Origin of the sequence: Streptomyces sp. NPDC002574 (assembly GCF_042889545.1) — a bacterium.
Classification (GTDB): domain Bacteria; phylum Actinomycetota; class Actinomycetes; order Streptomycetales; family Streptomycetaceae; genus Actinacidiphila.
Genome location: NZ_JBIARB010000007.1, coordinates 352,735 through 371,182 on the forward strand (window position 1 = coordinate 352,735; position 18,448 = coordinate 371,182).

Annotated in this window: 24 protein-coding genes; 11 read left to right on the forward strand and 13 right to left on the reverse strand. The window is 72.4% G+C overall.

Features of this window, described 5'->3' with window-relative positions; translation table 11 throughout:
- Window positions 1-52: 52 nt before the first annotated feature.
- The gene (locus ACFYXS_RS19110) at window positions 53-1,249 is read right to left on the reverse strand and encodes an MFS transporter (protein ID WP_389249484.1); all 1,197 of its coding nucleotides are present in this window, start codon (window positions 1,247-1,249) and stop codon (window positions 53-55) included.
- Between the two features lie 249 nt (window positions 1,250-1,498).
- On the opposite strand from ACFYXS_RS19110, the gene ACFYXS_RS19115 reads away from it, so the two are divergent.
- On the forward strand, window positions 1,499-2,434 hold the full coding sequence (locus tag ACFYXS_RS19115) for a helix-turn-helix domain-containing protein (protein ID WP_389249486.1): 936 nt from the start codon (window positions 1,499-1,501) through the stop codon (window positions 2,432-2,434).
- Between the two features lie 118 nt (window positions 2,435-2,552).
- Here ACFYXS_RS19115 and ACFYXS_RS19120 read toward each other — a convergent pair whose 3' ends face one another.
- The 3 genes from ACFYXS_RS19120 to ACFYXS_RS19130 all read right to left on the reverse strand — a co-directional run bounded on the left by ACFYXS_RS19120 (window position 2,553) and on the right by ACFYXS_RS19130 (window position 4,858).
- Window positions 2,553-3,809 (reverse strand): hypothetical protein, encoded by a 1,257-nt coding sequence (locus tag ACFYXS_RS19120; RefSeq protein ID WP_389249488.1) that lies wholly within the window; start codon window positions 3,807-3,809, stop codon window positions 2,553-2,555.
- 55 nt (window positions 3,810-3,864) lie between these two features.
- Complete coding sequence (locus ACFYXS_RS19125; protein WP_389249886.1) at window positions 3,865-4,380, reverse strand: SigE family RNA polymerase sigma factor; 516 nt, start codon at window positions 4,378-4,380, stop codon at window positions 3,865-3,867.
- A 100-nt stretch (window positions 4,381-4,480) separates the two neighbouring features.
- Window positions 4,481-4,858, reverse strand: a complete 378-nt coding sequence (locus ACFYXS_RS19130; protein WP_389249490.1) for a winged helix-turn-helix transcriptional regulator — start codon at window positions 4,856-4,858, stop codon at window positions 4,481-4,483.
- A 106-nt stretch (window positions 4,859-4,964) separates the two neighbouring features.
- Between ACFYXS_RS19130 and ACFYXS_RS19135 the strand changes: the two genes are divergently transcribed.
- The gene (locus ACFYXS_RS19135; protein WP_389249492.1) at window positions 4,965-5,330 is read left to right on the forward strand and encodes a DoxX family protein; all 366 of its coding nucleotides are present in this window, start codon (window positions 4,965-4,967) and stop codon (window positions 5,328-5,330) included.
- Between the two features lie 134 nt (window positions 5,331-5,464).
- On the opposite strand, the gene ACFYXS_RS19140 is transcribed toward ACFYXS_RS19135, so the two are convergent.
- Window positions 5,465-5,689, reverse strand: coding sequence for a hypothetical protein (locus ACFYXS_RS19140; protein ID WP_319660205.1), 225 nt, complete (start codon window positions 5,687-5,689; stop codon window positions 5,465-5,467).
- Between the two features lie 542 nt (window positions 5,690-6,231).
- On the opposite strand from ACFYXS_RS19140, the gene ACFYXS_RS19145 reads away from it, so the two are divergent.
- The 4 genes from ACFYXS_RS19145 to ACFYXS_RS19160 all read left to right on the forward strand — a co-directional run bounded on the left by ACFYXS_RS19145 (window position 6,232) and on the right by ACFYXS_RS19160 (window position 9,241).
- Window positions 6,232-6,435 carry a cold-shock protein gene (locus ACFYXS_RS19145; protein ID WP_272118185.1) on the forward strand — a complete coding sequence of 68 codons (204 nt, stop codon included), beginning with the start codon at window positions 6,232-6,234 and terminating at the stop codon, window positions 6,433-6,435.
- Between the two features lie 376 nt (window positions 6,436-6,811).
- Window positions 6,812-8,350: a DEAD/DEAH box helicase gene (locus ACFYXS_RS19150; protein ID WP_389249495.1), complete on the forward strand. Its 1,539-nt coding sequence runs from the start codon at window positions 6,812-6,814 to the stop codon at window positions 8,348-8,350.
- Window positions 8,351-8,401: 51 nt separating this feature from the next.
- The gene (locus ACFYXS_RS19155; protein ID WP_389249497.1) at window positions 8,402-8,713 is read left to right on the forward strand and encodes an SCO5918 family protein; all 312 of its coding nucleotides are present in this window, start codon (window positions 8,402-8,404) and stop codon (window positions 8,711-8,713) included.
- Between the two features lie 180 nt (window positions 8,714-8,893).
- Window positions 8,894-9,241 carry a MerR family transcriptional regulator gene (locus ACFYXS_RS19160; protein WP_384280813.1) on the forward strand — a complete coding sequence of 116 codons (348 nt, stop codon included), beginning with the start codon at window positions 8,894-8,896 and terminating at the stop codon, window positions 9,239-9,241.
- 25 nt (window positions 9,242-9,266) lie between these two features.
- On the opposite strand, the gene ACFYXS_RS19165 is transcribed toward ACFYXS_RS19160, so the two are convergent.
- Window positions 9,267-9,413, reverse strand: coding sequence for an ABC transporter permease (locus ACFYXS_RS19165; protein WP_389249499.1), 147 nt, complete (start codon window positions 9,411-9,413; stop codon window positions 9,267-9,269).
- Between the two features lie 252 nt (window positions 9,414-9,665).
- Between ACFYXS_RS19165 and ACFYXS_RS19170 the strand changes: the two genes are divergently transcribed.
- On the forward strand, window positions 9,666-10,466 hold the full coding sequence (locus ACFYXS_RS19170; RefSeq protein WP_389249501.1) for a hypothetical protein: 801 nt from the start codon (window positions 9,666-9,668) through the stop codon (window positions 10,464-10,466).
- A 25-nt stretch (window positions 10,467-10,491) separates the two neighbouring features.
- Here ACFYXS_RS19170 and ACFYXS_RS19175 read toward each other — a convergent pair whose 3' ends face one another.
- From ACFYXS_RS19175 to ACFYXS_RS19195, 5 genes are all read right to left on the reverse strand, one after another.
- The gene (locus ACFYXS_RS19175) at window positions 10,492-10,860 is read right to left on the reverse strand and encodes a VOC family protein (protein ID WP_389249504.1); all 369 of its coding nucleotides are present in this window, start codon (window positions 10,858-10,860) and stop codon (window positions 10,492-10,494) included.
- 71 nt (window positions 10,861-10,931) lie between these two features.
- Entirely contained in the window at window positions 10,932-11,672 is a 741-nt protein-coding gene (locus ACFYXS_RS19180; protein WP_389249506.1) for a carbonic anhydrase, read from the reverse strand.
- Window positions 11,673-11,814: 142 nt separating this feature from the next.
- Window positions 11,815-13,065, reverse strand: coding sequence for a formamidase (gene fmdA / locus ACFYXS_RS19185; RefSeq protein WP_389249508.1), 1,251 nt, complete (start codon window positions 13,063-13,065; stop codon window positions 11,815-11,817).
- Between the two features lie 89 nt (window positions 13,066-13,154).
- Entirely contained in the window at window positions 13,155-13,775 is a 621-nt protein-coding gene (locus ACFYXS_RS19190) for an AmiS/UreI family transporter (RefSeq protein ID WP_389249510.1), read from the reverse strand.
- Window positions 13,776-13,820: 45 nt separating this feature from the next.
- Entirely contained in the window at window positions 13,821-14,105 is a 285-nt protein-coding gene (locus ACFYXS_RS19195; protein WP_389249512.1) for an FmdB family zinc ribbon protein, read from the reverse strand.
- Between the two features lie 423 nt (window positions 14,106-14,528).
- Between ACFYXS_RS19195 and ACFYXS_RS19200 the strand changes: the two genes are divergently transcribed.
- The 4 genes from ACFYXS_RS19200 to ACFYXS_RS19215 all read left to right on the forward strand — a co-directional run bounded on the left by ACFYXS_RS19200 (window position 14,529) and on the right by ACFYXS_RS19215 (window position 17,072).
- Complete coding sequence (locus ACFYXS_RS19200) at window positions 14,529-14,960, forward strand: hypothetical protein (protein ID WP_319660392.1); 432 nt, start codon at window positions 14,529-14,531, stop codon at window positions 14,958-14,960.
- 177 nt (window positions 14,961-15,137) lie between these two features.
- On the forward strand, window positions 15,138-15,689 hold the full coding sequence (locus tag ACFYXS_RS19205) for a SigE family RNA polymerase sigma factor (protein ID WP_389249514.1): 552 nt from the start codon (window positions 15,138-15,140) through the stop codon (window positions 15,687-15,689).
- Window positions 15,682-16,251, forward strand: a complete 570-nt coding sequence (locus tag ACFYXS_RS19210) for a hypothetical protein (RefSeq protein WP_389249516.1) — start codon at window positions 15,682-15,684, stop codon at window positions 16,249-16,251. Before ACFYXS_RS19205 ends, ACFYXS_RS19210 begins: the two co-directional genes overlap by 8 nt.
- 137 nt (window positions 16,252-16,388) lie before the next feature.
- A complete protein-coding gene (locus ACFYXS_RS19215) occupies window positions 16,389-17,072 on the forward strand; it encodes a hypothetical protein (RefSeq protein WP_389249518.1) in 684 nt (227 codons plus the stop codon).
- 16 nt (window positions 17,073-17,088) lie between these two features.
- On the opposite strand, the gene ACFYXS_RS19220 is transcribed toward ACFYXS_RS19215, so the two are convergent.
- Window positions 17,089-18,018, reverse strand: a complete 930-nt coding sequence (locus tag ACFYXS_RS19220; protein ID WP_389249520.1) for a DUF4232 domain-containing protein — start codon at window positions 18,016-18,018, stop codon at window positions 17,089-17,091.
- Between the two features lie 107 nt (window positions 18,019-18,125).
- A complete protein-coding gene (locus ACFYXS_RS19225; RefSeq protein WP_389249522.1) occupies window positions 18,126-18,341 on the reverse strand; it encodes a hypothetical protein in 216 nt (71 codons plus the stop codon).
- Window positions 18,342-18,448 lie beyond the last annotated feature (107 nt).

The following is an 18,448-nucleotide window of genomic DNA, read 5'->3' on the forward strand; positions in this document are numbered from 1 at the left end:
CGGGCACGCCCACCGCGGTGGGCGTGCCCGACGGGCCGGTCCCGCCCGCCGGTCAGGCGCTGCCGGGAAAAGCGTGCTTCTTTCCGCCGACAACGGCCGCGGCGGCCACGGCCAGCAGGGCCAGCGACGCCCAAGTGATCGAGGCGGCGCCCAGGTCCGCGACCAGGACGCCGCCGAGGAGGCCGCCGAGGGCGATGGACGCGGAGAAGACCGTGATGGTGATCGACTGGGCGACGTCCGCGGCCGCTCCCGTCGCGTTGATGGCGGCGCCGATGAACAGGCTCGGCGAGCTGCCGAACGCGAGGCCCCACGCCGCGGCGGCCGCATAGATCAGCACCGGCACACCGGAGAACAGGGCCAGAACGAGCACGGCGATCGCGAAGAGTGCGGTGCTGGCCACGACGAGCTTGCGGAGGTGGCGGTCGATGTGGGTGCCGACCACCAGAACGGTCAGGATGGACGTGGCACCGAAGGCGAACAGCACCCAGCCCGTCTGACCGCCCATGCCCAGGTGCCTGAGGAAGTCGGTGACGTAGGTGTACAGGATGTTGTGCGCGATCATGTAGGCGGCAAGCGCCGTCAGGATGACGCGCAGCCCGGGAGTCACCAGGACCCGCGAGACCTTCACGCGCTGGTCCGCCGGCCGGCCTTCCAGGTTCGGAAGCGTCGCCAGGATCCACACCATGGTCAGCGCGGTCAGCGCGGCGGATGCCCAGAAGGCGAGCTGCCAGCCGCCGAGGCCGCCCAGCCAGGTTCCCGCGGGGATGCCGAGCGCCAGGGAGACCGGGGTCCCGGCCAGGGCGATGGCGATGGCACGGCCCTGCCTCCCCTCGGGCGCGAGGCGAGCGGCGTAACCGCCGAGGAGCGGCCAGATGAGCCCGGTGCCCAGACCGGCGACGAACCGGATCACCAGGGTCAGCGCGTAGTCGCCGGACAGGGCGGTGAGTGCGTTGGTGACGGCGACGGTGGCGAGCGCGAGCTGGAGCACGTTCTTGCGGGGCCAGTGGGACGTCGCCCGCGCCAGCGGGATGGCTCCGATCGCGGTGGCGGCGGCGTAGATCGTCACGGTCTGGCCGGTGAGCGAGACGCTCGTGTGCAGCGTGCCGCTGATGTCCGGCAGCAGGCCGGCCGGCAGGCATTCGGTGAGGATGCCGACGAACCCGCTGAGGAAGAGGCCGAACAGGGCCGTGCGAGGAAGGCGGTCCCGCCCGCGCTGTCGGGTGGGCGGGGCAAGGGTTGTCTGCGTCATGCGTTCTGTCCATGGGCTGAGGGTGACCCGGCGGTGGACGCACGGGCCGAAGGCGGCACGCGATCCGGAACGGCCTCGGTCGGGCCGACTGCCGGCCCCCGGTCGGGTGACCCCGGGCGGTTTCCCGGGGACGCGTTCAGGCTGCTCCGGCGATGCGGCGTTACCCAGAGCCCTGCTCTGCCCACGTTCGGTGTGCGTACCACTGGCAGGGACAGGATCCGTCCGGCGGCCGGCGGGATACTGGAGGCCATGGCCACCCACTCCGCCCCGCACACCGGCACCGAACCCGGCCGTGAACCGCCCGGCCAGGAGCGGCGCCTCGACCTGCGCGCGGAACTGAACGAGTTCCTGCGCACCCGCAGGGCCCGGCTGAAGCCCGCCGACGTGGGGCTCGCGGAGTACGGCCGGCGCCGGGTGCCGGGCCTGAGGCGGGAGGAGCTGGCACAGCTCGCCGGTGTCTCCGTGGCGTATTACACGCGCCTCGAGCAGGGCAACGGCCACAACGTCTCGGTCGAGGTACTGGACGCGATCTCCGCTGCGCTCAGGCTCTCCGACGCGGAGCACGACCATCTGCTGCACCTCGCCAAGCCGAGGCATCGCAAGCAACGGCCCGAGGCGCGGCGGCAGCAGGTACGGCCCGCGCTCCTGCATCTGCTGACGGCGCTGGAGGGCGTACCCGCGTACGTCTGGGGCCGCCGCACCGACGTCCTGGCGTGGAACCGCACCGCGTCCGCGCTCTTCGGCGACTGGGCGGCGCGCGCCCCGCAGGAGCGGAACTGGGCCAGGATCGCCTTCCTCGACCCGGCGGCCACGCGGCTCTTCGCCGACTGGGAGTCCAAGGCCTCGGACGTGGTGGGACAGCTGAGGCTGGACGCCGGCCTGCACCCCGGCGATCCGCTGCTCGCGGCGCTGGTAGGGGAGCTCTCCGTCAAGAGCACGGACTTCCGGAGGCTCTGGGCCGCCCACGACGTCAGGAGGAAGTCGCACGGCAGCATGCGGTTGACGCACCCGCTCGCCGGTGAACTGACCCTGCGCTACGAGTCGTTCGCGCTCCCCGACGATGCGGAGCAGTCGCTGTCGACGTACCACGCCGAGCCCGGTTCGGCGTCGCAGGAGGCACTGGGCCTGCTGGCGAGCTGGGGCGCGGACGCCGCACGGGAGTGGGCGGCCGCGGCACGGGACTGAGCAGGACGCGGCATCGCCCGGATCCCGCGGGACGCCGAGCGGCCGTGCCGGCTCCCTGCCGGCACGGCCACTGCGACTGCGGTGAGCGAGCGCAGTACCGGCTCGCTCCCGCGGGGGATCAGACCAGCTTCTTCCACTTGGCGCTGGTGGCGATCGCCCTGAGCTGCTTCATGGTCAGCGCGGGGGTGTCGCGCGTCGCGGCGCTGTGCTGGTCGCCGGCGTTGAAGGCACTGACCACCACCCGCAGCCCGTCGGGCCGGATCGTGTCGACGGTCCACATGACGACCCCTGCCCCGCCCTTCTCGCCCGGTTCCTGGTGCGACACCACCTTCGTGCCGTCGGGCAGGACCTCGGCGTCGGAACCGAAGAGCTCGCCCTCGACGTCCGACATGCGGGGCTGCACATTGATCTGGACCAGGCTCCTGCCCTTGCCGTCGTCGAGCACGAGATCCGCGAAACCGTCCTGCGGGCTGCCCTTCGTGACCACCGTGACCCCCTTGGGGAGCAGGGAGACGAGGGTGTGACGGACCGCGCCGCCGTCGGGGTCGGACGACGGGGCCTGCGGGACCTGCCGGGGGTCCTTGGGAATGGCGTCGATGGCCTTGCGCCAGGCCGTGGCCGTGGCGACCTTCGTCAACTGCGCCATGGACAGGGGAGGTTCGTCCCTGGTTTCCGGCGCGTCCTTCTCGGCCTCGGCGTTCCACTCGCTGACGTCGACGTGGTGTCCCAGAGGGCTCACGAAGTCGGCGTGCCACCACTTCGTGTCCACACGGCGGTCCGGGTACTCGTACCCCTGGAAGAGCGTGAGTGTCGAGCCGTCGGCCAGTACGGTGGCGGTGCAGTGGTCGTACGGGATCGCGATCCTGTCCGGGCAGGAAGCGAGTTCGCGGGCCTGCTCGCTGCCCGGCTCGACGCGGCCCAGGCCCACGGAGACCGCGCCGCCTCCCTTGCCGTCGTCGTACACGAGCTGCGCGTACGGCCCCGGCCGTGCCCCGACGCCGCGCCCCTGCTCCTCACGGAACTCGCCCTTGGGCAACAGTCCCTTGAGGGTGCTGATCAGATCGGCGGCGGAGATCTCTCCGTCGTTCTCCGAGGGCGGGGGCGGGGTCGGCCGTCCGGCGGCCACGGTCTGCCTGCCGCCCCCGTCGCCGCCCGAGGGGACGAGGAGCGATCCGCCCACGCCGACGAGGGCGACCGCGGCCACGCCTGCCGCGATGGCTGCCCTGCGCCGCCGCAGGAGCGTGCGGCCGCGTGCCGTCCCGGCCGCGACCAGGGCCCTGCGGTCCGTCTCGTAGTCTCCACCGGCGTGGAGGAGGGCTTCCCCGAGCTGGTCCTCGAAGAGGTCGTCGTGTTCCTTGTGGTCTTCAACGGGCATGGCGAACCGCCGTCTCTGCACGGTTGTCGGAATGGGGGAAATGGCCTGCGGCCGGTCAGGGTGACGCGTACTCGCCGATGGCGTCACCGACCAGCGCCCGGAGCCGGCCCAGGGCGCGGTTGCAGCGCGTGCGCACCGCGGCCGAGCTGGCCTCCATCACATCGGCGGTCTCCTCGATGCTGCGGTCCTCCCAGTAGCGCAGGAAGACCACGGCCCGGTCCTTGGGGGACAGTTGGCCCAGCGCTTCGACCAGGGTCAGCCGCAGGAGCGGGTCCGCGCCGGTGCTCCGCGGGTCCGGGAGGTCGGGGAGGACGTCCGTGGCCCGTTCCTTGCTGCTGCGGCGCCGCTGGTGGGCGAGGAAGACACGGGTGAGGGTGGTCTGGGCGTACCCGGCGGGGTTGCCGACGCGGGAGACCCGTCGCCAACTGACGTACAGGCGGCCGAGCGTCTCCTGGACCAGGTCCTCGGCGAGGTGGGTGTCACCACCGGTGAGCAGGCAGGCGGAACGGTAGAGGTGCCCCGCCCGCGCCTCCGCGAACTCGGCGTAGTCCTTCGCCCGTCCCTGCCCCATCATGCCCCCGCAGTCGTCGACACCGGCCTCACCCCACTAATGCGGTGGGGCCGCCGAAATGTTTCACCGTTCCCGGCGGCCGGCCGCGTCGAAGCCCGGTTCAGTCCGCCCGCGGGCCGTACGCGGCCCTGCTGGCCTGGATCTCCGCGTTGTGCTCCATGGCCCAGCCCGCGAGGGCCAGTGCGGGAGGGATGAGGCTCTTCCCCAGGGAGGTCAGCGCGTACTCGACGCGCGGCGGCACCTCCGCGTAGGCGGTGCGGGAGACGAGGCCGTCCCGCTCCAGGTTGCGCAGGGTCAGGGTCAGCATCCGCTGCGAGATGCCGGGGATGTGCTGGTGGAGTTCGGTGAAGCGCATGCGTCCGCCGTCGAGCGTGGCCACCACGAGCAGCGTCCACTTGTCGCAGATCCGGTCCAGTACGGCGCGCACGGTCCGGCCGCCGTCCCCGCGGATCATGCACGTGTGCTCGTACTGCGACATGACAACTCCTTGTGCGTTGCTCACATCCGTGTGCCTTTTGTACGGCGTCCGGCGCTGACCCATGATGTGGCCACTCGCGTTTCGAGACCATCGTGTGGGGGCCATCATGCACGTCGCGTACTGGATCGTCGCCGGGCTCCTCGCCCTGTTCTACGCCTATGCGGGGGGCAAGAAGCTCCTTCAGACGCGGGAGCGACTGCGGCCCATGATGGGCTGGGTGGACCGCGTGCCGATGCCGCTGGTCAGGGTCATCGGCGGGCTGGAGGTCCTCGGCGCGCTGGGACTCGTCCTGCCGCCCCTGACGGGGGTGGCACCCGGGCTCGCGATCGCGGCGGCCGTCGGCCTGGTCCTGATACAGATCGGCGGGACGGTCCTGCACCTGTCCCGGGGGGAGGTGCGGGTGATCGGGCTCAACATCGTCCTGCTGCTCGCCGCGGCGGCGGCGGTGTGGCTGGGGGCGGTCCGGCTCTGAGGCCCGCCGGCTCCCGGGCATGCCTGAGCGGCCTGCCGCGTACCGTCAGGCGGTCGCGTGCCCGGCACAGCGTCGCAGGGCACGCGAAGGGGTGGCCCGACGGTAGTCGAGGCCACCGGTGAGGGGTCGCGTGGTCAGAGCTTGTGCATGCCGTAGTAGGGGCTGACGATGCGCGTCAGCTGGGAACCGAAGTCGACGAGCAGTGCCCCGCCCGCGGCCTCCTCGGCCATGACTTTTCCAAGGCCGTGCTGGTCGTGGGAGACACGGTCCCCCACGGCGAACTGCTTGAGGACCGGTTCGGCGGGCGCCTTGAAGGGGCTCGTGGGCAAGTGGCGCGGGGGCGCGGATCTTTTCGTCATTGCAGCCAGTATGCGTGGTGGGATGCCCGGCGCATAGGCTCGAACATGCGCACGAATGACGGACAGACCTCCGCACGGCGCCCCGCACCCCGCCCTGACCTGCCGGAACGGCCCCGCCGGCGCCCGTGGGCCGCCTCGAGGCCGCGTGAACTTGTCCACCCGCCGACGGCACCCGCGGGGCGCGCTCCGAGCGTGTCGCGGGGCCGCGGCGGGGCGGGCGAGGACCCGGGGGCCACCGGGGAAAACGATGTCGGGGCGCGTCAATATCTGCGGTGGCGAAGAGAGAAATTTACGCGACGCGCGGTGAGGCTTTCTGGCACAACAGGCGGAGCGTAATTATCCACCGCGCACGGTCGATCGCTCCGTGCTACTGTCGAAGCAGTTGCAGTTGTGATACCCAAGAACTTCCGGTGCGTTCACCGGTCTCCACGCCGGTGGAAGTGCTGTGCATTTCCGGTCATTTCCCGGGCAGGGTCATCATCACAGCGACGCGGAGTCCGCACAGTGCGGATTCCGGGCACTGCCCGAAGGAGATTTGACACATGACTACTGGCACCGTGAAGTGGTTCAACGCGGAAAAGGGTTTCGGCTTCATCGAGCAGGACGGCGGCGGGCCTGACGTGTTCGCCCACTACTCGAACATCGCCGCCCAGGGCTTCCGCGAGCTGCTCGAAGGCCAGAAGGTGAGCTTCGACATCGCGCAGGGCCAGAAGGGCCCGACGGCCGAGAACATCGTTCCCGCCTGATCACCGCACGCGCAGTTCGCCGCTGGGGCCCGCACCAAGGGGTGCGGGCCTCGGCGTGTTGCCCTTCCGGGCGCGGCCCCTGCGTCGCGCCGCGACGACCAGCGGGGCAGCGGCATTCCGGCGGGTCGATGAACCCGCCCCATGACGGATGTTTCCCTCGGCGTCGCGCCGCGACAGCCACAGGGACGTACCGCACACTGCCCGCCCCGCATTCTCCCACCAGGATCGCGCCGACCCTTTCGGCGCCTCGACCCGCGAGCGTTCTCCGCCGGGTCGGATCCGTTTTCGCTTCTTTTCCGGCCCGTACTTGCGATTCTCTGTGCTGTTCATCGCCGCAGAAATTCCTTGATGCGTGCCGCTTCGAGGAAGGTTCTCCATGAACCGCACACGTACGAACGACCGTTACACCCGTACCCGTTCCGGCAGTTCCGGCACCGGCACCGGCGGCAGCCGCGCGGGTGGCAAGACCTACAGCTCCAACCGCTCCGGCGCTCCGAGCCGTTCGGGCGGTCAGCGGCGCCGTCCGGCCGCGCCGCAGGGCGAGTTCGCCCTGCCGGTGACGACCACCCCGGCGCTCCCGGCCGTCGAGGCGTTCGCCGATCTCGACATGCCGAAGCAGCTGCTGGCCGCGCTGGTCAGCGAGGGCGTGACCGTGCCGTTCCCGATCCAGGGGGCGACGCTGCCGAACTCGCTCGCGGGCCGCGACGTGCTCGGCCGCGGGCGCACCGGATCCGGCAAGACCCTCGCCTTCGGCCTGGCGCTGCTGGCGCGTACGGCCGGCCGGCGGGCCGAGCCCCGGCAGCCGCTGGCCCTGGTGCTGGTGCCGACCCGGGAGCTGGCCCAGCAGGTCACCGACGCGCTCACCCCCTACGCCCGCTCGGTGCAGCTGCGTCTCGCCACCGTGGTGGGCGGCATGTCGATCGGCCGGCAGGCCGGTGCGCTGCGCAACGGCGCGGAGGTCGTGGTCGCGACGCCGGGCCGGCTGAAGGACCTCATCGCACGCGGCGACTGCCGCCTGGACCAGGTCGGCATCACCGTCCTCGACGAGGCCGACCAGATGGCCGACATGGGCTTCATGCCGCAGGTCACGGAGCTGCTGGACCAGGTGCGTCCGGAGGGGCAGCGGATGCTCTTCTCGGCCACCCTGGACCGCAACGTGGACCTCCTGGTCCGCCGTTACCTGTCCGACCCGGTGGTGCACTCCGTCGACCCGTCCGCGGGCGCGGTCACCACGATGGAGCACCACGTGCTCCACGTGCACAGCGCGGACAAGAACCAGGCGACGACGGAGATCGCGGCGCGCGAGGGCCGCGTGATCATGTTCCTGGACACCAAGCGCGCCGTCGACCGGCTCACCACGCACCTGCTGAACAGCGGTGTACGGGCGGCCGCGCTGCACGGCGGCAAGTCGCAGCCCCAACGCACCCGGACCCTGGCGCAGTTCAAGACCGGGCACGTCACGGTGCTGGTGGCGACCAACGTCGCGGCACGCGGCATCCACGTCGACAACCTCGACCTGGTGGTCAACGTGGACCCGCCCACGGACCACAAGGACTACCTGCACCGCGGCGGCCGCACCGCTCGCGCCGGGGAGTCCGGCCTGGTCGTCACCCTGGTCACGCCCGACCAGCGCCGCGACATGGACCGTCTCATGGTGCACGCCGGGATCCGCCCCCGGACCACCCAGGTCCGCTCCGGCGAGGCCGAGCTGAGCCGCATCACCGGCGCGCGGACCCCGTCGGGCGTCCCGGTCGTCATCACCGCACCGGTGGCCGAGCGCACGGGACGCAGCGTCCCCGGCCCCCGCGGCCGGCGCAGCCGCAGCACGGAGAACCACGGCGCCACCGAGAACCGCAGGACCGGCCGGCCGGCGCGCCGCTCGACCCGGCGGTCCACCTTCGACGCGGCAGCCTAGGACCAACCGCCCCGCCGCCCGGTCCCGTTCCCTCCCCACCTGTGAGGCACCATGCGCTGCGTCATCGCCCGTTTCCCGTTCGAACTGACCAAGAACGGAGTCCTGGCGTCGATGAAGGGCGTCAAGCCCGAACCGATCACGGGTGAGTCCGTGATCATCGGCCGCCGCCAGTACCCCGTGAAGCAGGTCGGCGAAGTCATCACCCGGCAGGACCGCCGCGACTTCACGGCCGCGGAGGTCACCCGGGCCATGACGCGTCTCGGCTTCACGTGCCGGGCCGCCGCCCCGGAGACCTCGGCCGCGCCCGCCCTCAGCCCGCTCGAGGAGGCATCGGTGCTGCTGGGACTCCCCTCGCCGGTGTGATCGACGAGCAGAGCAAAGGGCCCGACCGGCGCATGCCGGTCGGGCCCTCGTCGCGTCAGGGGTCCGTTCGAGCGGAAGGTCGCCACCGCTCGGAGACCGGGGAATGGTGTTGAATTTCCCCCGGGGCCCCGGCGCCGTGAGGCACCGGGACCTCACGACGCGTCGCACAACGAGGTGAGAATGACCGAGGACACTCCGCTCAGTGATCGTCTCGACGACGACGACTACCCCGCGTACACCATGGGACGGGCCGCCGAGATGCTCGGCACCACCCCGGGTTTTCTCCGCTCCATCGGCGAGGCCCGCCTCATCACCCCGCTGCGCTCGGAGGGCGGACACCGCCGGTACTCCCGCTACCAGCTGCGGATCGCCGCCCGCGCCCGCGAACTCGTCGACCAGGGCACGCCGGTCGAGGCCGCCTGCCGCATCATCATCCTCGAGGACCAACTCGAGGAAGCCCAGCGCATCAACGCGGAGTTCCGCCGCGCCGCGGCCGAGGAGCGGGGCGCCTCCGGCACCGCCGGATGACCTCGGCGACGGGCGGGGAAGCCGCTCAGGAGGGCGCGCGCAGGGCGTCCACGGGCTCCGTCCTGGCCGCCCGGAGCGAGGGGTAGAGGCCCGCGAGCAGCCCGACGAGGGCTCCGGCGACCGGGGCGCCGAGGGCGAGGCGGAGGTCGAGGACCGGAGTCCAGTGGTTCACGGCCGCCACGACGACCACGACGACCGTGCCCAGGGCGGCGCCGGACCCGGTGGACCGCCGGGCAGGGCGTAGCCCCCGTTCACGATGTGGCGCACATCACTGCGGGCGCGGACATGGCCGTGCCGGAGGAACTCCGCGCCCGCGGGCAACCGAAAGGGGCCTTCGCCCGGTTGAGGCGAGCGTGGGCACTGTGCCCGCCGCCGCGCACGGAACGCGCGGCGACGTCCCGGCCGGTGAAGGGGAGTGAGGCAGATGCGCACCGCGGCTGACGAGCGGTGGAGCGAGGCGGAGCGGGCCGTACGGCTCCTCCTGAGGGACACCGTGCCGCAGCCGGCCACGCCCGCCGACCGGCTGGTCCGGATCGCGCTGCGGGTCCGGCGGCGCGCACGGCGGCGCCGGGCGGCGTTCGGCACGGCCGCCGCGCTCACCGCCGTCGTGGCCCTCGCCGTCGTCCTACCGGGGCTGCGGTCACCGCAGAACGGAACGGACCGGGCCGCGACACCCGCGGCGGCGCCCTCGTACGCGGCCTCTCCCACGCCGACGCCCTCGCCCACGGTCTCGGCGACCGTCGACGCCGGGCTGACGGCCCTTCACCTGCCCGGGCTCGGGGGACTGACGCTGCGGGTGCCGCGCGGCTGGCACGCCCTGGAAGTCGCCGACCGGCAGGGCAATGTGGTCGGCTACGTCTCCTCGCAGCCTCTGACCGCCCCGGCCCACGCCCTGTGCACCGGCTCCCCGGACGAACTGTTCGTCACCTGCCGGCCCTTGACGTCACTGCACGTGGGCGGCGTCCTGATGGCGTTCCGCAGCGACGCGACAGGCAAGGCGACCGACGCGGTGCCGCTCGCGATGGGCGGCGCCACCACCGCCGGGAAGGGCTGCCGCACGCTGCTGGGGAGCGTGGGGACCATCGGGTGGGGCCACGGCCGTACGGCGCCTTCCGGCAAGCCCTTCGAGCTGCAGATCTCCGTCTGCCTGCGCGGCCCGGCGGACGGCACGCTCGCCATGGTCACCAAGGCCCTGGAGACGGCGTTCCCCCGCACCGGCGGCTGACCCGCGCGCGCCGGCCCCGGCGCCCTCAGGAGCCGTCCGCCTCCTTGCACGAGCAGAACGGGTGGCCGGCCGGGTCGAGGAGGACGCGGACGTTCTCCTGGGGCTGGTGACCGGCCGGCGAGGCGCCGAGGGCGACCGCGTCGGCGACGGCGGAGTCGAGGTCGCCGACCTGGAAGTCGAAGTGCATCATCGGACGCTGGTGCCCGTCGACAGGCGGCCAGACCGGGGGCCGGTAGTCGTCCGCCTGCTGGAACACCAGGTGGACGGGGCCCCCGGGCGCGACGACGACGGCCGTTCCCGGTTCCTCGTGCCCGATGGGCCAGCCGAGCAGCTCCGAAGAGAACCTCGCCAAGGCACCGGGGTCCGGGGCCTCGATCGCGGTTCCCCACCCCATGCCTTCGGTTCGGGATCGCACGGCGCAGTCTGCCCCGGGACCGCGGCCCTGTCCATGGCGCAGCGCCGGTATCAGGCAGGAGCGCCGGTGAGGACCTGCACCTTGCCCGTGTCGAGCGAGTAGTAGGCGCCGACCACCGCGAGGCTGCCCTTCTTCACCAGGGGGGCGAGGTCCCGGTTGGCCCGCAGTTCGTCCGCGGTGATCTTGATCTGCGCGCGGGTCATCGTCTCGACGGGGTCGGAGCCGCCCTTCTTGACCGCCTGTTCGTACGCGGGGCGCAGGGCCCGGGAGATCGCCTCCAGGTTGCCCGGCAGCGCGGTGCCCCCGTGCATCGCCTTGTACGCCGCCTCGATGGCACCGCACCGCTGGTGGCCGAGGACGACGACCAGCGGGGTGCCGCTGGTCATCGGCCCGTACTCGACGGAACCGGTGACCACCGGGCCGATCGCCTGCCCGCCGGTGCGCATCACGTACAGGTCGCCGAGACCGGTGTCGAAGAGCAGCTCCGGCGGGACGCGGGAGTCGATGCACGACAGGACCGACCCGAAGGGCTCCTGCTTCATGGCGACGAACTCCCGCCGGTCGGGGTCCCGGTCGGGGTGCTGGAGGTTCCCGTTCACCCAGCGCTCGTTGCCGTCCATCAGCCGGTCGAAGGCCTCGGACGGCGTGCGCGGCCGCGACTGCCCCGGCGCGGACGTCATCGCGCTCGGGGCGATGCTCTTCGACGACGAGCACGCCGAGAGCGCGCCGGCGGCGACCACGAGACCGCCGGCGAGGAGCGTCCTGCGCTGCGGGAGTCCTGCGCTGTCCATCGGTTGTTCCCCTCACTGCCGTCGGAGCCGTCCGTACGTATTGGCACGGCGAATCCTCGGCCCGGTACGGCCGATCCGGCGGCAGGCACCGATGGACGCGCGCGCCATTAACACCGACGGCCCACGCCCGGCGGCGGCGGGGTCAGGTGCTGGTGAGGGCGGCCCGGCCGCGGTCGGCGCGGAGGGGGCCGGCGCTGGACGGGCGGACGTCGAAGTCGAACATCGCGGTCGGCAGGTAGAGGGAGCAGCAGGCGTTGGGGATGTCGACGATGCCGCTGATGCGTCCCTCGATGGGGGCGGAGCCGAGCAGGAGGTAGGCCTGCTCGCCGCTGTAGCCGAAGCGCTTGAGGTACTCGACGGCGTTGAGGCAGGCGCGGCGGTACGCCATCGTCGCGTCCAGGTAGTAGTTGGTGTCCGTGTCCTGGTCGACGGAGATCCCGATGAAGGTCAGGAAGTCCGAGTAGCGCGGCTCGACGTTGCCGGGCATGAAGACGGGGTTGGTGGAGATGCCGTACGTCTCCATGCCGCCCTTGATCAGGTCGACGTGGAAGTCGACGAAGCCGCCCATCTCGATGGCGCCGCAGAAAGTGATCTCCCCGTCGCCCTGGCTGAAGTGCAGGTCGCCGCCGGAGAGCTTGGCGTCCTTCACGTGCACGGGGTAGAAGACCCGCGAGCCGCGCGTGAAGTTCTTGATGTCGTGGTTGCCGCCGTTCTCGCGGGCCGGCACCGTGCGGGCGCCCTCCGCCGCGATGCGCGCGGCGAGGCTGCCGGTGGCCGTCCCGGCGAGGGCGTTGACGGCGTCCGGGGGGTTGGCGAGCGGCGGGACGCGCTGCGGGTCGGTCTCGATCAGCGACTGCTCGCGGGCGTTCCACCGGGCGAGCAGTTCGGCGGAGGGCGCGGTGCCGAAGAGTCCGGGGTGGGTGATACCGGTGAAGCGGATGCCGGGAAGGTGCCGGGAGACCGCCTGCTGGCCGTGGAAGTCCCACACGGCCTTGTACGCGTCCGGGAAGTAGTCGGTCAGGAAGCCGCCGCCGTTGGCCTTGGCGAAGATGCCGGTGTAGCCCCAGCCCTGGCCCGCCGCGTCCCCGGTCTGCTGGGGGACGGGGCCGAGGTCGAGGATGTCGACGACGAGCAGGTCGCCGGGTTCCGCGCCCTCGACGCCGATGGGGCCGCTGAGCATGTGGGGGATGGTCAGGTCGATGTCGCGGACGTCGTTGGCGGAGTCGTTGTTGCCGATCTGGCAGTCGGTCCAGTCACGGCACTCCATCCGGAACTCGGACCCGGGTTTCACCATGGCGACGTTCGGGACGTCGGGGTGCCACCTGTTGTGTCCTGGCGTGGCCTGCTCCCGCATCGACTTGGTCTGGTCGACGCTGAAAACTACGTCGGGCATGACAGCCTCTCCTCGTTCTTCTCCGGGTCTCCGGTTCTTCGGGGCTCCGGTTCTTCGGGTCCGTTCGGGTCCGGGTGGGCCGGCTCGGGTCAGGACGCCTGTCCGGCGATCCGGGCCGCCTGCCGTGATTTCCGGGTGAGCGGCCACAGCGCGCCGAACACCACGACGGCGAACGCGCCCAGGGCGATGGCGATCTCCGTGGTGTGCTTCCAGTAGCCGGACAGCAGCAGCGCCGCGGGAATCACTCCGGTGATCCAGCCCTCGATGGCCGTGACCCAGCCCACGTAAACGGTGAGTTCCGTCCGCCGGAGACCGAACAGCACGAAGAACAGACCCCACAGGAATGACCAGTACAGCCAGATCACCCCGAAGGGGTTGTCCTTCAGGAGGTGGAAGTTGGCGAACGAATACCCCAGGGCCACCACCGCGACGAACAGCGAGTAGTAGCCGACGCAGATGTTGTCCATGCCGGCGAGCAGGACGATGCCCACGTAGAGGTAGGTGAATCCGAACAGATAGATACCGGACGCCGAAAGGATCTTGTCCGGGTCATTTCCGGCCGTGAAGATGAGATAGGTCGGGGTGAGGACCTGCAGTGCGCCGATGAAGAGGTTGAACACCGCCGCGGACCTGGGGTCGGCTTTTCCCAGCAGCAGCAGGCCGTTCATGAACAGGACCGCACCGACGAAGAGCAGTCCCACGTTGGCCACGGGGACGCACCTCCTAGGTATGCGGAAGGACGGGACTCCGCCCGGTCAGGGCCGGGGCAGCCGCGACAGCGCGGGATGCGGGGCCGGCTCGGGCCGGCGGCGCGGGCGGGACGGCACGGCGGACACGACGTCCGGGGCCTCGCGGGACCGTTCCTCCCGTTCCCTGAGGGAAGCGGTCGACGGCGGCGTCATGGCGAGCGAGGGGGCGGAGAACACCCGCCGCGCCGGGCCCGCGCACGCGGGGCAGCCGTGACCGTCGGGAGCGGTGCCGATCGCGAGTCTGACCTCGAAGGAACCGCAGTGGTCGCAGAAGTATTCATAGGTCGCCATGCAGTTGCCTCCGTGAAACGGCGCACTTCGGCCGACCTCGGCGTCCGCTCCCCTTTACGGGGCGCTCGCCGGGGAACGATCCCTCATTCCAGGAGACGCCACGGCAACACCGTTGTCAAGGTGACTCAGGGGGTGGGTGGGAACGCCCGGCGCCCTCATTTCCCGGGACTTTCGGCCCTGTTCGCGGGCTGGGCGTCGTGGCTCCGCGTGACGGCCGCCGCACATTCCGCCGCCGCTTGTGCCGGGCGCGGTGCGTTCGCGACGCGCACCTTGTGAGGCGATTCACTGCCCTTTTCCTGGACGCTTATCACCCGTGGATTTAGCGTCGATATCCGGCCGCCTTTCCCGAGAAATGCGGTGGCGACGGCGCGCAGAGCGCCGGAGAAGCACCGGAGAACACCGGAAAGGCGGAGAGACGTGACGATGGACGCCGTGTGGGTCCGGGGCGTGACGGGCATTCAGCTGCACCACGTGACCGACCTCCAGGACGCCGGCCGCTTCCTCGGCAACGCCGCGATGGCGCTGCGGGCCGCCCACGTACGGACCGGGGCCGACCACTACGCCGGCATCGCCGCCGAGCTCAAGGCCCTCGTGACGCGGGTACGGGAGCTCGAGGAGGACGCCCGCTCCGCCATGCGGGAACTGCACGCCACCGACCCGGAGCGGTTCGCCCGCTGCCGCGAGGGGCACGAGCCGTGGCCCGGCGAGATCGAGGCGGGCTTCATCCCCCGCCACACCTGCCGGGACGAGTGCCTCTACCACGACCACGGGGTGCTGGCGGCGATCACCCAGTGCACCTGCGGCCGGCCGCCCTGCCAGGCCTGCGAGATCGGCGGGCAGCCCGCCGCGAACTGATCCCGCACCGGGCCGACCCCGCGCGGACCCCGCGCCGAAGGCCCCGACCGTGAACCGGTCGGGGCCTTCGCCGTACCCTGGGCCGCTTGATGCCGTGCGGGCCCGGCCAGCACAATGGGCGCCGCATCGTCGATCATGCGGGGGCGCGGGCCGTCGGCATGGGACCGGGAAAGAGGCATGCGACTGCCCGAGAACCTGCCGGGACGCGGCACGGAGGAGGCCGACTTCGATGCCTTCTACAGCGCGAGCGTGGGCCGTCTCATCGGCCAGCTGTACGCGATGACGGGCGACCTCGCGGAGGCGCAGGACGTCGTCCAGGAGGCATTCGCCCGGGCCTGGGAGCGGCGGGCCGAGCTGGACCTGGACGGCGCGCCCGAGGCATGGGTGCGGACCGTGGCGTGGCGGCTGGCCGTCAGCCGGTGGCGGCGGATGCGGAGCGCGCTGGCCCTTGCCCGGCGGCAGGGTCCCCCGCCCGCGGTGCCGCCGCCGGAGCCGCACCACGTGGTGCTGGTCGAGGCGCTGCGGCGGATTCCCGAGGCGCAGCGGCGGGCGGTGGTCCTCCACCACCTGTGCGATCTGTCGGTGGAGCAGGTCGCGGCCGAGACCGGGTCGCCGGTCGGTACCGTCAAGGTGCATCTGAGCCGGGGGCGGGCGGCCCTGGCACGCCTGCTGGAGCACACGGACCTGGATCCCCGGGCCGACCGGTTGCGGGAGGGGAAACGTGGCTGACGAGACCGAACTGGGCAGACACCTCTCGGGACTGGCCGAGTCGGGGCAGGGCCTCGTCGTGCCGCTCGCCGCGCACCAGGTGCGGGCGCGCGGCGAGCGGCGGCTGCGCCGCAGGCGGACGGCCGCGGCGGGCGGCGTCGCGCTGCTGGCGTGCGCACTGCTCGCGGGCGGTCTGACGCTGGCCGGGTCCGTCCCCGGGCCCCGGCCCGCCGCGGTCACCCCGGCGCCGGTTCCCCCGCTCTTCACCCCTCCCGCGCCCGCCCCGGACGCGGAGTACGCCGACGAACTGGGCCGCGTCTACAACGCGGTGGCCGAGGGCGACGCGGTGCGCGTCACGGTCGAGCAGCTCCGGGCCGCCCCGGGAGGCGCGACGCCCACCGGCGTCGTGCACACCCTCACGCTGCCCGGCGCGACCCTGGTCGAGGCGCGCCTGCTCTCCGGCGGTCACCGTTCGGACCTGCGGCTGTCCGAACTGGTCGGCCGGCTGGCCGGAGGTCCGCGGTGGACGTTCGCGATCGACTACGACACCGAGGGCCGGGTCGTGTCGCTGCGCGAGGCGTAGGCGGGGGCGAGGGCGGAGGCGGAGGCGTGGGCGTGACGGCGCGCCCCAACGGCTTTACGACGTCGTGACCTTCGGGGTGTAACCGCCGGGGCGGGCCCGTGCGTAGAGGCCGTGTACGTATCCCGATCACCGAACCGATGGGACACCGCACGATGTTCACCTCACGCCGCCGGACCGCCGTCTGGGCCGGCACCCTGGCCGCCCTCACCTGCCTTGCCCTCAGCGCCTGTTCCGGTGCCGATTCCGGTGGCGCCGACCGGCAGGTCGGTGCCGGCGACCCGTCGGGCGCCTCCGCGCCGGCCGCGCCCTCCGCAGTGCCGTCGACCCCGGGGGCCCCGTCGGCGTCGGGGCCCGTCTCCCCTGTGGCCTCCGTACCGCCGGCCGACGCGCCGCCCTCCGTGGTGGCGTCCGTACCGCCGGCCGACGCGCCGCCGTCCGTCGTGGCGTCCGTACCGCCGGCCGACGCGGCGCGATGGGCCGGCACCAAGCAGTTCGTGCAGATGCAGAACGCCTGGACCACCGGCGGGCGGACCTACCTGTCCGTGCGGTCCGCCCGCAAGCAGGCCGCCACCGGGCCGATCGAGGCATGGGAGATCGTCCCCGGCCGGGGGCCCTACACCACCGTTCCGCTGGCCGCGGACGGCCGCCTGCTCCTGTCCGTCCCGCTGGGGGACGACTCCGTCCCCGCCTCCTACTCGGCGGCCGAGTTCGTCAAGCGGCTGAGGGCCCAGTCGCCGTCCTTCCGGGAAGGGCTCGGCTACGACCTCAGCTTCGACGCGCAGGGCAGGGTCGTCAGACTGCAGTCGCTCTACACCCCGTGACAGCACGGCCCCGGACTCAACGCCACGCGTCGACCTCGGACGTCTGCCACGCGCTCACGCCCAGTTTCCCGGTCGTGCCGAGGTCGAGTTCCGGCGTCACCGTCACGGGACTCGCGCCGGGCTCGGCACGGACCCGGACGTAGGGAGCGTTGACGGGGTCGCCGAAGGTGACGGTGTTGCGCCAGATCAGCCCGGCGGACGCGGACTCGCCGGGCTGGAGGACCAGAGGGCGGGGCGGGTCGTCGAAGCCGGTGGTCACGGAGCGGGTTTCGCTGCCGTGAAGGATCTTGATGCCGGTGACGGGCCGGTGGGCCGCGTCGAGGAGCTGCAGTTGCGGGTAGCCCTCGACGCGGTAGGGCGCGTCCGAGCAGTTCTCCAAGTGCAGCCCCACGACCCGCAGTCCCATGGCGGCGTCGCCCTGGTCGGCGGTGACGCGCACACCGGAGGCCGGACAGGGGCCGGCCGGCGCGGGCGCCTCGGCCGTCGGGACGCTGCGGACCTGGAGGACCTTGATGTACAGGGGAAGGTCTCCACTGCGTACGCCACCGGCGGCGAGGTCCACCGGCCGCCGCACGGTGCGGCCCGGACCGACCGCCGGGACGGTCTGCTCGGTATTGTCCATCGCCGCTCCGGAGGCCGTGGCGAAGGTGAGGGTGACGGTGTAGGTGAAGGGTTCCGACCCGTGGTTGGTGACCTGGAGCACCGGGCCGCAGGACGGCGACGCCACGTCCGAGCCGACGATGCCGACGCCGTCCGTCCCCTCGTCCCCGGTGGCACCGGCCGTGGCCGGTACGGGCCGGCACGACGGGCCGGTCGCCCGCGGGACGCCGCCGGGGGCACCGGGTGCACCGGGTGCACCCGGTGCACCGGCCATCTGCGTTCCGCACGCCGTGAGGACCAGGACGCCCGCGAGTACGGCAGGCACGGTGAGGGGAAGGGTGCGCATCGGCCCACCCCATCAGGACGGCGCCGTACCGACCGTGGCGGAGGCCACAGTTCCGGTAACACCCTCGTCACAGTGCGGGCCGGACCGGCCTCCGCCGTCGCGGCGCGTCAGCGGGCGGCGGCGCTGTCGATCCAGGCGACGACGGCGCCGACCGTGGCGTCGTCGAGACTCCGGGCGAGAGCGCGGACGGCGGAGCTGTCGCCGGGGAGCGGCGGGACGCCGGCCGCGATGAGCGCGGCGTGGAGGTCGACCCAGCGGGCGTCGACGGCGGAGAGGGCGGGGGTGGTGTCGTGCGACCGCAGCGGAGCATCGAGAAGGCTCATGGTGTTTCCCCTCGGATCTCGGACGGAATCGACCGGACTTGCCGTGCAGGACTGCCGCCGGGGAAGTGCCGGTTGCGTTCCGGGACCCGGCTTCACCCGTCCGGCCC

Bases quoted from the DNA above. Each gene is read 5' to 3' on its own strand.
- ACFYXS_RS19110 (WP_389249484.1), bottom strand. From the start codon at position 1,249: ATGACGCAGACAACCCTTGCCCCGCCCACCCGACAGCGCGGGCGGGAC.
- ACFYXS_RS19115 (WP_389249486.1), top strand. From the start codon at position 1,499: ATGGCCACCCACTCCGCCCCGCACACCGGCACCGAACCCGGCCGTGAA.
- ACFYXS_RS19120 (WP_389249488.1), bottom strand. From the start codon at position 3,809: ATGCCCGTTGAAGACCACAAGGAACACGACGACCTCTTCGAGGACCAG.
- ACFYXS_RS19125 (WP_389249886.1), bottom strand. From the start codon at position 4,380: ATGGGGCAGGGACGGGCGAAGGACTACGCCGAGTTCGCGGAGGCGCGG.
- ACFYXS_RS19130 (WP_389249490.1), bottom strand. From the start codon at position 4,858: ATGTCGCAGTACGAGCACACGTGCATGATCCGCGGGGACGGCGGCCGG.
- ACFYXS_RS19135 (WP_389249492.1), top strand. From the start codon at position 4,965: ATGCACGTCGCGTACTGGATCGTCGCCGGGCTCCTCGCCCTGTTCTAC.
- ACFYXS_RS19140 (WP_319660205.1), bottom strand. From the start codon at position 5,689: ATGACGAAAAGATCCGCGCCCCCGCGCCACTTGCCCACGAGCCCCTTC.
- ACFYXS_RS19145 (WP_272118185.1), top strand. From the start codon at position 6,232: ATGACTACTGGCACCGTGAAGTGGTTCAACGCGGAAAAGGGTTTCGGC.
- ACFYXS_RS19150 (WP_389249495.1), top strand. From the start codon at position 6,812: ATGAACCGCACACGTACGAACGACCGTTACACCCGTACCCGTTCCGGC.
- ACFYXS_RS19155 (WP_389249497.1), top strand. From the start codon at position 8,402: ATGCGCTGCGTCATCGCCCGTTTCCCGTTCGAACTGACCAAGAACGGA.
- ACFYXS_RS19160 (WP_384280813.1), top strand. From the start codon at position 8,894: ATGACCGAGGACACTCCGCTCAGTGATCGTCTCGACGACGACGACTAC.
- ACFYXS_RS19170 (WP_389249501.1), top strand. From the start codon at position 9,666: ATGCGCACCGCGGCTGACGAGCGGTGGAGCGAGGCGGAGCGGGCCGTA.
- ACFYXS_RS19175 (WP_389249504.1), bottom strand. From the start codon at position 10,860: ATGGGGTGGGGAACCGCGATCGAGGCCCCGGACCCCGGTGCCTTGGCG.
- ACFYXS_RS19180 (WP_389249506.1), bottom strand. From the start codon at position 11,672: ATGGACAGCGCAGGACTCCCGCAGCGCAGGACGCTCCTCGCCGGCGGT.
- fmdA (WP_389249508.1), bottom strand. From the start codon at position 13,065: ATGCCCGACGTAGTTTTCAGCGTCGACCAGACCAAGTCGATGCGGGAG.
- ACFYXS_RS19195 (WP_389249512.1), bottom strand. From the start codon at position 14,105: ATGGCGACCTATGAATACTTCTGCGACCACTGCGGTTCCTTCGAGGTC.
- ACFYXS_RS19200 (WP_319660392.1), top strand. From the start codon at position 14,529: ATGGACGCCGTGTGGGTCCGGGGCGTGACGGGCATTCAGCTGCACCAC.
- ACFYXS_RS19205 (WP_389249514.1), top strand. From the start codon at position 15,138: ATGCGACTGCCCGAGAACCTGCCGGGACGCGGCACGGAGGAGGCCGAC.
- ACFYXS_RS19215 (WP_389249518.1), top strand. From the start codon at position 16,389: ATGGGACACCGCACGATGTTCACCTCACGCCGCCGGACCGCCGTCTGG.
- ACFYXS_RS19220 (WP_389249520.1), bottom strand. From the start codon at position 18,018: ATGCGCACCCTTCCCCTCACCGTGCCTGCCGTACTCGCGGGCGTCCTG.
- ACFYXS_RS19225 (WP_389249522.1), bottom strand. From the start codon at position 18,341: ATGAGCCTTCTCGATGCTCCGCTGCGGTCGCACGACACCACCCCCGCC.